This is a genomic window from Rheinheimera fenheensis, assembly GCF_039871805.1.
Taxonomy (GTDB): Bacteria; Pseudomonadota; Gammaproteobacteria; order Enterobacterales; family Alteromonadaceae; genus Alishewanella; species Alishewanella fenheensis.
This window is the reverse complement of record NZ_JBDPJM010000019.1, coordinates 1-13,862: the sequence shown is the minus strand read 5'-3', so window position 1 is coordinate 13,862 and position 13,862 is coordinate 1. Positions and strand designations below refer to the sequence as shown.

The window sequence follows — 13,862 nt, the reverse complement described above, 5'->3', positions numbered from 1 at the left end:
GGGCGTAGCCAAGCGGTAAGGCAGCGGGTTTTGATCCCGCCATGCGTTGGTTCGAATCCAGCCGCCCCTGCCATTAAACAGTAAAACCCAGCTTAGGCTGGGTTTTTGCTTTTCAGCTATTCCGAACCCACAGCGTATTGGGCTACCAGCGTTTTAAGCAACGTACTGCGGGCAGCAACGTTCAACGCCAATTGCCGTAAGGTACGAAGTGGCGCAATATCATTGCCAAACACTTGATAAAAGCCATCCATAGTACTCATCATCAGCAAGTTCGCCGGTTTACGTTTACGCTGATAACGCTGTAACAGCTGCGCACTGCCAATATCGCTGTTATGGCGTCTGGCATCAATAATCAGCTCAGTAAGTAATTTTGCATCAGCAAAGCCCAGGTTAACGCCCTGCCCGGCCAACGGATTTATCGTATGCGCTGCATCGCCGGCTAATACTACCCGGCCGGCGTAATAACGATTAGCGTCCATTCGTGCCAGTGGAAACCAACTGCTTGCCACCACTTCAACCTCTCCAAGCTGTGCCGGGAAAGCTTTAAGTAACTCTTGCGTCAATTGAGCCGGAGCAAGCGCAGACAGCTGTTTTACTTTAGCGGCCTCTTCATACCACACCACTGAGCCTTGCTGGCCATTTAGTGGCAAAAAGGCTTTGGGCCCTCTTGGCGTAAACTGCTGCCAAGTGACATCCTGCTGCGGGTAAGGCGTATTCACCAGCGCGACTAAACAGGCCTGACTGTACTGCCAGCCATTGGTGCCAATACCGGCTAACTGACGGAGTTGCGAGTTGCCGCCATCAGCGGCTATCACCAGCTTGCTAACAAGCTGCTCACCGCTATCCAACCTGAGTACAGCGCGCTCAGCGCTTTGCGCAAGCGCCGTAACAGATGACGGGCAAAACAGCGTTATATTAGCGCCCAACTGCTGCCACAGCGCCAGCTGCAACAGGTTATTCTCAACGATATGGCCCAAATGGCTGCGTTTAATATCGGCAGCATTAAAGGTTACGATACTGTGTGGCAGCTCAAACGCCTGCAGCCGCTGGTATGGACACAGCCGCATCTGCTCAAGCGCTTGCCAGGCACCCAGCGTTGTCAGCCAGGCTTCACTGGCCAGGTTGATGGAAGACACACGAAGATCGGGCGCACTGTCTGGCACAAACTCCGGCACTGGCTGTTTTTCAACTAACGCTACCTGTAAACCAGCCTGGCTTAGCGCTAATGCTATTGCTGCACCCACCATACCGCCGCCAACAATACTGATATCAAACTGTTTAATCGATGTGTCGCTGTTCATAACGCTTTGTCTTATGTAAGCAGAACGACATTGTACGACAGGCTGGTTAAAAAACGAAAACCACCATTTTTGTATTGTGCTGAAAGCAAAACCTGCTTTGCCCTGTCTTAGTGAGTCGTTCGTTTAACTAACCCGGGGAACCACGATGAAAACTTATCTTATTGCACTTAGTGCCATATTGTTTAGTGTCAAACTTTTCGCTGCCAACGACATTGCCGCAGCACCTGAACAGGTAACGCCGCTACTAAATGGTTTAACCATACCAACAGTCAGCTTAACAGCCGCAAATAACAAAACCGTTGCACTCACTGAGCTGGTGCAACAAAAGCCCTCAGTACTGGTATTTTATCGCGGTGGTTGGTGCCCCTATTGCAATGCTCAACTCGCTGCATTGCGTGATATTGAGCCGCAGTTAACTAAGCTGGGTTACCAGATCATTGCCATCACGCCAGATAGCGTAGCCTCGATAAACAAAAGCCTGCAGGATACCGGCGGTAACAAGCTGAACTATACCCTGTTGTCTGATGCTAACTTTGCCGCCAGCTCAGCCTTTGGCCTGGCATATTATCTGGATGATAAAACTGCAGCAGCTTACAAAGGCAAACTTGGCAGTCTTATCACCACCGAAGCCGGTACAGAAAAAGTGGTGCTGCCGGTACCTGCGGTGTACATCCTGAATACCAATGGTGAAGCGCTGTTTAGCTATGTGCATATTAACTACAAAACACGTCTGCACAGCGAATTACTGCTAAAAGCCGCCGAGCTGGCATTGCAATAAACCGCTGTCTTTTCCGATCATCACTAAGCTGTTTACAGCAGCGGACGCTGTCACAATTTCCGCTGCTGTTTTTTTATCAAAAAGCGTTGACGACAGGGCAAAAATACGGCATTTTTCGCGCCCTGTTTGGCAAGTGTCGGTAACGATGCTAGCCTGTTGGTTTTAGCCTCTGCCGGAGATAACTGATGCGTAATGTAACTGTTGCTGCCACCCAAATGATTGGCGGCTGGAATGTCGATGAAAACATTGCCCGTGGTGAGCGTTTAGTACGTGACGCCGCAGCGAAAGGCGCACAGATTATCCTGTTGCAGGAGCTGTTCGAGCGCAATTACTTCTGCCAGAAACAAAAGCCTGACTATTTAGCCTTCGCCACTACCGTGGCTGAGAATAAAGCCGTGGCGCACTTTACTAAAATCGCCAAAGAGCTGAATGTCGTACTGCCAATCAGTATCTACGAACGTGCCGGTAACTGCCTGTACAACAGCGTAGTGATTATCGACGCTGACGGTGAAAACCTGGGTACCTACCGTAAGAGCCATATTCCTGATGGCCCGGGTTACAGCGAAAAGTACTACTTCACGCCAGGTGATACCGGCTTTAAAGTATTTGCGACCAAGTATGCCAAAATCGGTGTGGGTATTTGTTGGGATCAGTGGTTCCCGGAGTGTGCCCGCAGCATGGCATTAATGGGCGCAGAGCTGCTGTTCTACCCAACGGCTATTGGTAGTGAGCCGCACGACCCCACTATCAGCTCACGTGATCATTGGCAGCGCACGCAGCAAGGCCATGCCGCAGCTAACTTAACACCGCTGATTGCCTCTAACCGCATCGGCACTGAAACCGAAGGTGACTACCATATTACCTTTTATGGTAGCTCCTTTATTGCCGATGAAACCGGTGCCAAAGTGCAGGAAGCCAGTGAAACAGAAGAGGCCATACTGGTGCATACCTTTGATTTAGACGCTGTTGCCGCTACGCGCCGCGCCTGGGGAATTTTCCGTGACCGCCGTATCGACATCTACGGTGCAGTAATGACTAAAGACGGTGAAACCAAACAGCCTAAAACACAAGGTGGTAACTAAGTGGCCTTTACAACCCTGAACAGTACGCCACGTGCCGATGGCTTTAGCATGCCTGCAGAATGGGCTGCCCACAAGCAAACCTGGATGGTATGGCCCGAGCGTACCGACAGCTGGCGTTTAGGTGCCAAACCGGCACAGCAAGCCTTTGTCAGTGTGATGAAAGCCATCGCGGGTTTTGAGCCGGTTACTGTCGGCGCTTCTGCCGCCCAGTACGCTAATGCGTTATCGCAGCTGACCGATGTTGGTACTAAGTTTCCCATCCGTGTGGTGGAAATATCCAATAACGACGCCTGGTGTCGCGATACCGGCCCAACCTTTGTCACTAACGCAAAAGGTGACGTACGTGGTATCGACTGGACATTCAACGCCTGGGGCGGTTTAAACGGTGGTTTGTACTTCCCGTGGGATAAAGACGATCAGGTCGCCAGCAAGGTATTGGGCATTGAGCAGCTGCCACGCTACCGTACTGAAGGCTTTGTGCTGGAAGGCGGTGCTATTCATGTTGACGGTGAAGGCACGCTGTTAACCACAGAAGAGTGTTTATTAAACAGCAACCGCAACCCGCATTTAACCCGCGAGCAAATCGAGCAGCAGATGCGCGATTATCTCGGCATCGATAAAGTGCTGTGGATAAAAGAAGGTATTTTTAACGACGAAACAGACGGCCACATCGACAATATGGCCTGTTTTGTAAAGCCGGGTGAAGTGGTGCTGGCCTGGACGGACGACGAATCCGATCCGCAATATGCCCGCAGTAAAGCAGCGCTGGATTACTTAGAAGCGGCAACCGATGCTAAAGGCCGCAAAATAAAGGTACATAAGTTGCCGGTACCGGCACCGATTATTGCCAAAGCGGAAGAGTATGCCACGGTAGATGCAACCATGAGTGCGATTCCGCGCGAGGCCAACGCCCGCCTGGCCGGCTCCTACATCAACTTCTATCTGTGCAACGGTGGTTTAATCCTGCCAACCTTTGACGACCCGAATGACAAGGTTGCGGCAGAGATACTGCAAAGCCTTTATCCACAGCATAAAGTGGTAACGGTGCCAGGGCGGGAGATTCTGTTAGGCGGTGGTAATATTCACTGTATTACCCAACAACAACCTGCGTAAATGAAAAAGGGAGCTGTTGGCTCCCTTTTTTAATGGATATAGTTAACAGCTACTTATATTCGACAACGGTGTAGAATTCGTTCATCATCAGATTTTTACGACAGGTATGCTGGCGCATATTTGAACCTCTCAGCCGTTCATATCCACAACGCATAAATTGGTTTTCAGCACCATATTTTCGCTTAAATTCCTCATACATCGGATTAAGCGAATCGAGTTGCTCTTTAGTCAGGTTTTTAGTGATATCGTTATAACGGCGTTTCCAATCAGTGGTATCTTGCTCCAATGATAAACGCATCCACACCAATCCCTCTTCTACGTTAACCGGCACATCCTGTCCAGTCACCATCAATAATCCCGCCAAGTATTGCGCATACTTTTCACCATATTTGGCAAAACGGATAATTTCTGGAAATGCCTCAGCAAAACGTTGCTTTTGCACTAAAGCCATCATGCTGTCATAGTCAGCAGAATAAAGCATTGAACGCATCCGAATTTCTTCGCGTTGTTCTGCTTTTACTTCTTCTGCGACAGCAACACTGCTAACACCAAGAGCAGCTGTCAAAACAGCAATGGATAATATAATACCTTTCATAATCTTAGCCTTCCTCTCTGGTAAATTTACCGCTGAGTATAGCAGTCAAAAAGTTTCATATTACTTACAAATTGTAAATCTATGTGTCATAAAGCTGAGCGACTAACCCTTTCGCACTCTACTTTTGCCTTTCTATTAGCTAGAATTCGTACTTTAACTTATATAAACGGGCGAATTAATGAAGGCTTGTGCGTTACATATATTAGTCAAAACCCGCGAAGAAGCCGAAAAGCTTAAGCAACAACTGGCCAAAGGCGCAGATTTTGGCAAACTGGCTAAGCAGTATTCACTGTGTCCGTCTGGTAAAAAAGGCGGCGATTTAGGCGAGTTTCGTAAAGGCCAGATGGTAAAGGCCTTTGACGATGTCGTATTTAAAAGCCCTGTTCTGGAAGTGCAAGGCCCGGTTAAAACCCAGTTTGGCTTTCACCTGATTAAAACCCTGTATCGCAGCTAGTTAGCGGCTTTAGTCGCTACAGCTGACAAGCTGGTTAATCGCACTGATACCGCCGTTTTGCCAGATCATTTCATAATGCCCGCTTTGCAGCATCTGCGTTACCGGCTTTGGGCTGAACAAGCCCCAACATAAAGCATCCTTGTTACGCACTGAATAATACTGCAACCCAGCACTGCCCTGCTCTTTTAAGCTAATCCCCAGCTCGCGTGCTGCGTTGTAATTTTGCGGATGATAAACCGCATCTTGTAACGGCAAGCTGGTTAAATCGGTCAGGCTAACATCACTAAACTGACAACTTAACGCCTTAAACACAAAGCGCTCATAGGCCAAGCCCGGCACCTTTGCCCAATATTGCCCCTGATGATAAGCCACTTCGCGTAGCGCAGTTTGCACAGTATCGGCCAGATACAGTACACCAAAGCGACCATCAGAAAAGCGGCTGCCGGCCGGGTTAACATGGGTGAAAGGCGCGACCGCATAAGAGCAACCGGCAATACCAAACGGGATCTCACTGCGTGGCAATAGACTTAAATTACCAGCCTCTGCCTGCAACCTTGGGTTAGTCAGTGCCTGCAGCGCAAATAAAGCATCGAACTCATCAGCGTCAGCCACATCATCAAATACCGATACCGGCGGATATTTTGAATTGATCAGCCTGTAACTGCGCTGCTGTTGCAGTTTAACCTGAGGTAAAGCCTGTAGCGCTAAACTGGCCTCTGTTACCACAGGCCACCACGCAGGGCGTCGATATGTTTAAAGGTTTCATACAGTGCGGCAAACTGGCCGCTGCTAATAATATCCAGTGGGCTTTTGCCGTTAAAATACGGGTTGTGGTTGGGCAGCGCCATAAAGCCGTACAGGTTTTGCGGATTATCGAATAACAGCCGCAGGCTGCTGTGAATATTCAGCAGGTAGCTGATACGCTCAATCTGGTCTTGCGTCAGGTTGGCACAATAAGGGTCGTTACGGTACTTGTAATAGGCCGCTTTGGAGATCTGCAAAATACGCTGGATTTGCTCAGGTGAGCATTGCCATTTATCTAAAATAGCTAACACCGTTTTCAGCCCAGTTGCCGCCACATTTCGCTGGCTTTGTCTATCAAGCTGTACTGCCTGCATAACCACCTCACGGCCAATTCATTTGACTATCAATATAGACTTATATTTACTTAATGTCCACACGGAGACCGGCTCGGCAATAAAAAAGCAGACTTGTACGTCTGCTTTACATCAATATCAGGCTTTACCTAAAGCCTTAGCGCGTAATTTGGCTTTTAAATTACCCTTTTTCATTGGCTTTTTCGGCCCATCGCCGTGCCTGGCTTGCGCCTGCTCTGGCGTAACGTAAGTTGGGTCGTGCTCATACCCCGGCAGCACTTTGGCAGTAATCACCTGCTGAATTAGCCGCTCTATTTCCTGTAGCGCTTTAATTTCATCCGGCGTGATCAGCGTTAATGCCACACCGCTATTGCCAGCTCGGCCGGTGCGGCCGATGCGGTGCACATAGTCTTCCGGTACCTGCGGCAAGTCGTAATTCACCACATAAGGCAACTCGTTTATATCCAGGCCGCGGGCAGCAATGTCGGTCGCAACCAGTATCCGCACTGCGCCGGCTTTAAAATCAGCCAGCGCTTTAGTGCGGGCGCCCTGGCTTTTATCGCCATGTATGGCCGCACTTTTTAAACCGTCTTTTGCCAGTTGCTTGGCCAGCCGATCTGCGCCGTGCTTAGTGCGGACGAACACCAGCACCTGTGGCCAGTTGTTACGGCCTATCACATGCGATAGCAGCTCGCGCTTACGGTGCCGGTCTACCAGATAGGCCTGCTGCTCTACCCGCTCGGCAGTGGCATTCGTCGCTGCCACTTCAATCAGTTGCGGGCTTTTAAGCAGCTCATCGGCCAATTGTTTTATCTCGTTGGAATAGGTGGCCGAGAACAGCAAGGTTTGCCGTTTAGCCGGCAACTTGGCCATAATGCGTTTTATATCAACGATAAAACCCATGTCCAGCATGCGGTCGGCTTCATCCAGTACTAATACTTCCAGCGCTGATAAATCGACGGTTTTTTGGTGCAAATGATCAATCAGCCGGCCCGGTGTGGCCACTAAGATATCCAGCCCCTGCTCTGCGTCATCATATTGCGGCCGTATCGATACACCGCCGTAAAACACCGCTGAACGACACTCAAGGTACTGGCTATACTTGCGCACATTGTCATACACTTGCTGCGCCAGTTCACGGGTTGGTGTAAGTACCAACACCCGCACCTGACTTGGCGCTACGACCTTAGGCGCATTGAGCATGTGCTGCAGCAACGGTAAAGTAAAAGCTGCGGTTTTACCGGTACCGGTTTGGGCGCCGGCCAACACATCTTTACCGGCTAAAACAACCGGTATACTTTGCCGTTGCACCGGAGTGGGTGCATCATAACCTTGCTCTTGCAGCACACGTAAAATTGGCGCCGCCAGCGCGAGAGATTGAAATGACATTAAAATTCCTGTTTTGCCAAAGCCAGCCAAATAACCGGCGCAGTATAGCAGAACAGCAAGGTCCGGAGTTAGTACGGTGAGCAACTGGTATCTGTATATGGTGCAAACCGCGGCGGGAATACTCTACACCGGCATCAGTACAGATCCACAGCGGCGTTTGCGCCAGCATAGCGGCGAGCTGGCCGGGGGCGCTAAGGCGCTGCGTGGTAAAGGACCGCTGAAACTGGTTTATAGCCAAAGCCTGAGTGACAAAAGCGCTGCGGCCAAAGCGGAGTATCAGCTAAAACAGTTACCCAGAGCTGCCAAACTGGCATTAATTGCCACTTATAACCAAAGTGAGTGTAATGGATAATTTTTTACTGGTACTGGCTTACCTTTTAATAGGCGTGCTGCTGCGTCGTTTGCCGACGATGCCGGAAAACAGCGGCATCGCACTGAACATGTATGTGCTGTATGTTGCACTACCGGCGTTAATTTTGAAAAATGTACCGCAGCTGCAGTTCTCGGCTGAGTTGCTTATTCCAGCCATTACGCCGTGGTTTTTATTGCTGGCAGTAGTTGCTACTGTGTTGCTGCTAAGCAAGTTGCTAGATTGGTCACGTGAGGTGACCGGCGCGTTGCTGATTGTGCTGCCACTCGGTAACACCTCGTTTTTAGGCTTTCCAATGACCGAGGCCTTATTTGGCAGTGCTGCTATGCCCTATGCGGTGGTGTACGATCAGGTCGGCTCATTTATTGCGCTGGCCACTTATGTCACCATTATTGCTGCACTGTACAGCCCCACAGCGGCTAAACCTACGGTAAAAGGCATAGCGCTGAAAATTGTTACCTTTCCGTCTTTTATTGCACTGGCACTGGGCTTGCTGCTGCGCGGTACTGAATATCCGCCGCTGGCAAGTCAATTAATTGATAATCTGGCCGCAACCTTAGTGCCGGTGGTGATGGTGGCGGTGGGTTTTGCCTTAACCATAAAGTTCAGCAAAGCCGAAATTTCACCGCTGTTAAGCGCTCTGGGCATTAAGCTGGTAATGATGCCGGCATTAGCAGCCGCACTGTGGCTTAGTCTGGGTTACAGCGGCGTGGCGGTGAATATCAGTATTTTTCAGGCGGCGATGCCGCCGATGATTTCGGCCGGCGCTATTGCGATAATGGCGGGGCTGGCGCCCCGCCTGGTTAGCGGCATTATTGGTCTGGGTATTCTCACCGGCCTATTGACGCTGCCACTGGTGTCCTGGTTGTTACATTAGCAATATCGAAATAGGGCTATTTCTTCAAATCGCGTTCATAGCTTAAGCGCTTGGCCGCGTCCATGGTCAGCATCTGCATAAACATGCGTGCTTCGCTGTCGCTGCCGGTTGGCGTATTACCATTAGCGCCAAACACATACTGCGGCACCGCGCGCTTAGCAAACGACTCAGCCCAGATGCGCTGAATTTGAATTTCAGCATCAAGCTTTTGTGCCAGCGCATTGTCGGCCTCTAAGATCACTTTCTTCTGGTACGCCTCTGCTTCGGCCAGCGTACGCAGCGTTTGCGCTTCAATCTCTGCTTTCTCCAGGTTGATTTTGGCCGTTTCACGCTGAATATTCGCTTGCGCCTGCAGTTTTTCCGCTTCAGTTATCGCCAGCTGCTTCTGGGTATCGGCTTCCGTGGTCGCCTGAATTTGTTCAACCTTGGCTTTAGCTTGGCGCTCGGCAACTTCACGCTCACCGCGCGATATCGCCAACAAACGCTGCTCTTCTTCCTGGATGCGCTGCTCACGGGCAATAGCTCTGTCGGCAGAGGCTTTTTGCTTTAACTGCATACGCTCAACAAAGCGCTGGTTCGGGTTCATTTGCGTAATGCGGGCATCTACCACTGTAATACCGTAGTCAACAAATTTCTGCCGTTTACGCAGCGGCTGGCCGTCGCTGTCGCGTACTTTGTTTACCACAAAGCTGACACGGGTTTCGTCGCCAAAATCTTCCTGCTCTGTACCTAGTGCCACATTGGCCGTACCTTTTTGCCGGCGTAACTGCGCCAGATTTTCCTCTTCACGGCGTACCACATAAATACCGTTAGTCATCTGGTTTTCAAATTCATTGTTAAACTCGGTACGACCACCAGAGTAATATTCTTCGGCACTCATCAGCGAGGCATTCGCCTGCAAGGTTTCTTTAAACGCCGGGATCAGCGCAGTACGCAATAAGTTTTCCGGCGTGCGGTACTCGTGTGCTAAGCGGGTAAACGCCACTTCATCGGTAGGAATTAAAAACCGCACAGTGGCCTGGGCATTGGCATCTACCTGATCTAAAAACATAATGTTTTGTGGTGGTAAAGCCGCACTATCCTCGGAGTTTTCCACTTCGGCGTAGTCCATAACATCAGACCCACCGGTTACCGCCTGCACGGTAAGCGAGCGTTTCCAGGCATTCCAGCGGCCAAAAAAGAAAAACTGATAACCAACATCACTCACTACATGTTCGGCACCTAAAATGGTGCGCACATGGTAGACATAACCGGGTTCGGCATAAAACACTGAGCGGCTTAACACAAAAATCAGAGCCAGCAAGCCAGCTAAAGCACCGACCAGGCTTTTACTAAGTAGTTTAATTGCGGGGGGCATCTGCATTGACATCATCTCCATACTGTAACGTCGTCCATTGGCGGCGCGATTATAGCGCCGGGTCAATCAGCATGAAACGATTATTTTACACAGAAAACACAATTAAACTTATTGTTTCTTTGGTTGCTTAACAGCTGACACACTTGCCTGCTCTGTGTCTGCTTTGGCCGGCAACCGGCCGTTTTTCTTCAGCGCATCATGCAGCAGGTATTCAATCTGGCCGTTAATACTGCGAAACTCATCATCGGCCCAGCGCTGCAGTGCGCTGAGCATGGCTTCATCCAGGCGTAAGGCAAAGGCTTTTTTCGCCACAATTACTCCAATTACTGCGAAGGCTACTGATACAAGCTGCCAGTATTAAGTACCGGCTGAACATGATGATCGCCGCACAGCACAACCAGCAAGTTACTCACCATGGCAGCTTTACGCTCGTCGTCCAGTTCAATAACATTACGTTCAGATAAACGCTGTAACGCAGTTTCCACCATGCCCACCGCGCCTTCGACTATTTGCTGGCGGGCAGCAACAATGGCAGCGGCCTGCTGCCGTTGTAGCATGGCACTGGCAATTTCCGGCGCATACGCCAAATGACTGATTCGGGCCTCTAACACCTGTACACCCGCTTTGTTAAGCCGTGCCTGAATTTCCTGTTTTAACAGCTCAGTCACTTCATCTGTGCTGCTACGTAAACTTATTGCTTCATCGTTACCGGCATCGTAAGCATAGCTCGAAGCCAAGTGACGAATAGCAGACTCACTTTGAATATTAACGAAGTTTTCGTAGTTATCGACTTCAAACACCGCTTCAGCACTGTCTACCACTTTCCATACTACCACGGCAGCAATTTCAACCGGGTTACCGGCATTGTCATTAACCTTCATTTTACTGCTTTCAAAGTTACGCACTCTTAGCGAGACTTTTTGCTTGCTGTAAAGAGGGTTAGCCCAGCGCAAGCCATTGGCTAAGTCGGTACCGACATAACGGCCGAACAGCTGCAATACTGCAGACTGATTGGGGTGCACCATATAAAAACCGAACCAACAAATAAACACTATTATTGCCAGCAGCAGCGCCAGCACCTTCATAAAGGCGGGCAACACCACCACACCGGCTACTGCGGCTATCTGCAATAGCAGTAACACGCCAATCATCGCGAAACCGCTTTTACTGTTAATAATGCGTTCTTGCAACATACCGCCACCCCATAATGATATTATTTTGATATTAATTTAGTGCAAGAATGACAAAAAGCAAGCCGAAAACACAACTTTGGAATAACAATGAAAAAGGCCCACGCTTTTGGCATGGGCCTTTGTTATCAGGATTACTGATGCACTGCGCTACATCAGTCAGGTTATTTTTTGCTCTGCTGTTTTTCCATATCAGATCTCATATCAATTTGCCGGCACTTGGTATTTACCTTCGTTTTACCAACGCTTTGCGGCTCCTCTGAACTAAAAATAGTGGTATCGTAGCTGTGTTCTACACCACCAGGGCAGTCAATTTCGTTGGGCATGCCGTGTTCAAACTCAGCCAGTTGTTGCTCTGAGGCGCAGCCCGCTAACACCAGCACTAAGCCCGCTATGATCAATTTCATCGTAGTTACTCCCAAATGCAAAAAATTACGTTGCTAACGTAAGCATTAAATAAGTGCATGAAATATAACCTGATAAATACAAAAATGTCACTAAATTTTAAGGGTGGGTTAATTTACAGCAGCTATATACCCGGGCGGTGACTTATTGTAAATTGCCCAGCCTTGGTTTGCAAAAGACATGGCCATATTTGCGCAGTGCGGCATGGCATTGCGGATTAGCTAAAAACGTAGTCAGATAAACTCCGCCTTGTTCTCAAACTACCCTGCGCAATTTCTCAAACTACTCGCACGGCTACATAAAACAAAAGGCCCACGCTTTTGGCGTGGGCCTTTTGTTTTAATCTGGCGGAGAGAGAGGGATTCGAACCCTCGTTAGGGGTTAACCTAAACACACTTTCCAGGCGTGCGCCTTCAGCCACTCAGCCATCTCTCCGGAACTTGCGTTGCAAGCGCGGCTATACTAGGGAAATTCGGCAGCAGGCGCAACTGTTATCTGTGCTGCTGGCCTGCTAATGACGGAATTTTATCCAGTTTTACCGACACCCGGCTTAAGCGTTGCCTTTTACCTGCTTTTTCATATCCGCAGCAAAGCCTAGCATGCGATTAAGCGGGATTAAGGCCTTTTCGCGTAGCGCTGCGTCAACAAAAATTTCATGGCCGCTTGTGTCGGTTAAAGCAGCTTCAATCGCCTTTAAGCCGTTCATTGCCATCCAGGGGCAATGTGCACAGCTTCGGCATGTGGCGCCGTTACCGCCGGTGGGAGCTTCTATAAAGGTCTTATGCGGCATCTGCTGCTGCATTTTATAAAAGATGCCCTTATCGGTGGCGACGATAAAAGTGTCGTTTGGCAGGGTCTGGCTGGCTCTAATCAGCTGGCTGGTTGAGCCTACCGCGTCGGCTAATTGCACTACGCTATCGGGTGATTCAGGGTGTACCAATACAGCAGCGTCTGGGTATTGCTTTTTCAGCTCGACCAGCGCCTTGGCTTTAAACTCATCGTGTACGATACAGGCCGCGTTCCACAGCAGCATGTCGGCACCGGTTTGCTTTTGCACATAAGCACCTAAATGCTTATCCGGCCCCCAGATAATCTTTTTGCCCTGGCTATCTAAATAGTCGACTACGTCCAGCGCGATAGACGAGGTAACCACCCAGTCAGCGCGGGCTTTAACCGCAGCCGAAGTATTGGCATACACCACCACCACACGGTCTGGGTGCGCGTCACAAAACGCCGAGAACGGGTCGGCCGGACAGCCTAAATCCAGTGAGCAGGTGGCGTCCAGCGTTGGCATTAACACGGTTTTATTGGGGGTTAAAATTTTAGCCGTTTCGCCCATAAACTTAACACCGGCGACAATTAAGGTTTTTGCCGGATGTTCATTACCAAAGCGTGCCATTTCTAAAGAGTCAGACACACAGCCACCGGTTTCTTCGGCCAGCGCCTGAATTTCCGGATCAGTGTAATAATGCGCTACCAGCACCGCATCTTTTTGCTTCAGTAAGGTTTTAATGCGCACTTTGTAAGCTTGCTTTTCATCGCTGCTTAACGGCACCGGCTTTTTCGGAAAAGCAAAGTCTTGCTCTGTGAAATACAACGTCTGGTCCATAGCGCTTACCCGCTGGCTGTAAAAAGGCCGGCATTATAACGCTGCATGACAGTAAAATACAGTGTGAAGGCATGGTGGGTCATGATGGATTCGAACCATCGACCAACGGATTAAAAGTCCGCTGCTCTACCAGCTGAGCTAATGACCCATGCAGGAAAAACGAGAAGTAAGTGGTGGGTCATGATGGATTCGAACCATCGACCAACGGATTAAAAGTCCGCTGCTCTACCAGCTGAGCTAATGAC

General features: G+C 49.7%; 16 protein-coding genes and 2 tRNA genes. 6 read left to right on the top strand and 12 right to left on the bottom strand.

Translation table 11 applies throughout. The annotated features are described in order from the left end of the window. Positions 1 to 116: 116 nt before the first annotated feature. A complete protein-coding gene (locus tag ABGI61_RS16690; RefSeq protein ID WP_347603446.1) occupies positions 117 to 1,301 on the bottom strand; it encodes an FAD-dependent oxidoreductase in 1,185 nt (394 codons plus the stop codon). 145 nt (positions 1,302 to 1,446) lie between these two features. Between ABGI61_RS16690 and ABGI61_RS16685 the strand changes: the two genes are divergently transcribed. The 3 genes from ABGI61_RS16685 to aguA all read left to right on the top strand — a co-directional run bounded on the left by ABGI61_RS16685 (position 1,447) and on the right by aguA (position 4,274). Next, on the top strand, positions 1,447 to 2,079 hold the full coding sequence (locus tag ABGI61_RS16685; RefSeq protein WP_347603443.1) for a peroxiredoxin-like family protein: 633 nt from the start codon (positions 1,447 to 1,449) through the stop codon (positions 2,077 to 2,079). A 185-nt stretch (positions 2,080 to 2,264) separates the two neighbouring features. Further along, a complete protein-coding gene (aguB, locus tag ABGI61_RS16680) occupies positions 2,265 to 3,161 on the top strand; it encodes an N-carbamoylputrescine amidase (protein WP_440590664.1) in 897 nt (298 codons plus the stop codon). Further along, positions 3,162 to 4,274: an agmatine deiminase gene (aguA, locus tag ABGI61_RS16675; RefSeq protein WP_347603440.1), complete on the top strand. Its 1,113-nt coding sequence runs from the start codon at positions 3,162 to 3,164 to the stop codon at positions 4,272 to 4,274. It begins immediately after the preceding gene. Between the two features lie 49 nt (positions 4,275 to 4,323). Here the strand turns inward: aguA and ABGI61_RS16670 are convergent, their stop codons facing one another. Next, the gene (locus tag ABGI61_RS16670; protein WP_347603437.1) at positions 4,324 to 4,869 is read right to left on the bottom strand and encodes a hypothetical protein; all 546 of its coding nucleotides are present in this window, start codon (positions 4,867 to 4,869) and stop codon (positions 4,324 to 4,326) included. Positions 4,870 to 5,047: 178 nt separating this feature from the next. Between ABGI61_RS16670 and ppiC the strand changes: the two genes are divergently transcribed. Next, on the top strand, positions 5,048 to 5,323 hold the full coding sequence (ppiC, locus tag ABGI61_RS16665) for a peptidylprolyl isomerase PpiC (protein WP_347603434.1): 276 nt from the start codon (positions 5,048 to 5,050) through the stop codon (positions 5,321 to 5,323). Between the two features lie 9 nt (positions 5,324 to 5,332). On the opposite strand, the gene ABGI61_RS16660 is transcribed toward ppiC, so the two are convergent. From ABGI61_RS16660 to ABGI61_RS16650, 3 genes are all read right to left on the bottom strand, one after another. After that, on the bottom strand, positions 5,333 to 6,049 hold the full coding sequence (locus ABGI61_RS16660; protein WP_347603431.1) for an RES family NAD+ phosphorylase: 717 nt from the start codon (positions 6,047 to 6,049) through the stop codon (positions 5,333 to 5,335). Next, positions 6,043 to 6,441: an antitoxin Xre-like helix-turn-helix domain-containing protein gene (locus ABGI61_RS16655; protein ID WP_008221723.1), complete on the bottom strand. Its 399-nt coding sequence runs from the start codon at positions 6,439 to 6,441 to the stop codon at positions 6,043 to 6,045. The genes ABGI61_RS16660 and ABGI61_RS16655 overlap by 7 nt, the downstream gene beginning before the upstream one ends. A 117-nt stretch (positions 6,442 to 6,558) precedes the next feature. Continuing rightward, entirely contained in the window at positions 6,559 to 7,809 is a 1,251-nt protein-coding gene (locus ABGI61_RS16650) for a DEAD/DEAH box helicase (protein WP_347603427.1), read from the bottom strand. 76 nt (positions 7,810 to 7,885) lie between these two features. Here ABGI61_RS16650 and ABGI61_RS16645 point away from each other — a divergent pair, with 76 nt between their 5' ends. Together ABGI61_RS16645 and ABGI61_RS16640 are read left to right on the top strand one after the other, a co-directional pair. Further along, positions 7,886 to 8,161 (top strand): GIY-YIG nuclease family protein, encoded by a 276-nt coding sequence (locus ABGI61_RS16645; protein WP_347603424.1) that lies wholly within the window; start codon positions 7,886 to 7,888, stop codon positions 8,159 to 8,161. Further along, on the top strand, positions 8,154 to 9,056 hold the full coding sequence (locus ABGI61_RS16640) for an AEC family transporter (RefSeq protein ID WP_347603421.1): 903 nt from the start codon (positions 8,154 to 8,156) through the stop codon (positions 9,054 to 9,056). The genes ABGI61_RS16645 and ABGI61_RS16640 overlap by 8 nt, the downstream gene beginning before the upstream one ends. 16 nt (positions 9,057 to 9,072) lie before the next feature. Here ABGI61_RS16640 and ABGI61_RS16635 read toward each other — a convergent pair whose 3' ends face one another. The 7 genes from ABGI61_RS16635 to ABGI61_RS16605 form a co-directional block, all read right to left on the bottom strand. Then, entirely contained in the window at positions 9,073 to 10,419 is a 1,347-nt protein-coding gene (locus ABGI61_RS16635; RefSeq protein ID WP_347603418.1) for an SPFH domain-containing protein, read from the bottom strand. A gap of 102 nt (positions 10,420 to 10,521) precedes the next feature. Further along, positions 10,522 to 10,725: a type II toxin-antitoxin system antitoxin gene (locus tag ABGI61_RS16630; protein ID WP_347603415.1), complete on the bottom strand. Its 204-nt coding sequence runs from the start codon at positions 10,723 to 10,725 to the stop codon at positions 10,522 to 10,524. A 23-nt stretch (positions 10,726 to 10,748) separates the two neighbouring features. After that, on the bottom strand, positions 10,749 to 11,606 hold the full coding sequence (locus ABGI61_RS16625) for an SPFH domain-containing protein (RefSeq protein WP_347603412.1): 858 nt from the start codon (positions 11,604 to 11,606) through the stop codon (positions 10,749 to 10,751). A 161-nt stretch (positions 11,607 to 11,767) separates the two neighbouring features. Further along, entirely contained in the window at positions 11,768 to 12,010 is a 243-nt protein-coding gene (locus ABGI61_RS16620; RefSeq protein ID WP_347603409.1) for a hypothetical protein, read from the bottom strand. Between the two features lie 343 nt (positions 12,011 to 12,353). Then, positions 12,354 to 12,443 (bottom strand) — tRNA-Ser (locus ABGI61_RS16615). Positions 12,444 to 12,558: 115 nt separating this feature from the next. Further along, positions 12,559 to 13,617, bottom strand: a complete 1,059-nt coding sequence (gene nadA / locus ABGI61_RS16610; RefSeq protein WP_347603406.1) for a quinolinate synthase NadA — start codon at positions 13,615 to 13,617, stop codon at positions 12,559 to 12,561. A gap of 72 nt (positions 13,618 to 13,689) precedes the next feature. After that, positions 13,690 to 13,765, bottom strand: a tRNA-Lys gene (locus ABGI61_RS16605). Between the last annotated feature and the right edge of the window lie 97 nt (positions 13,766 to 13,862).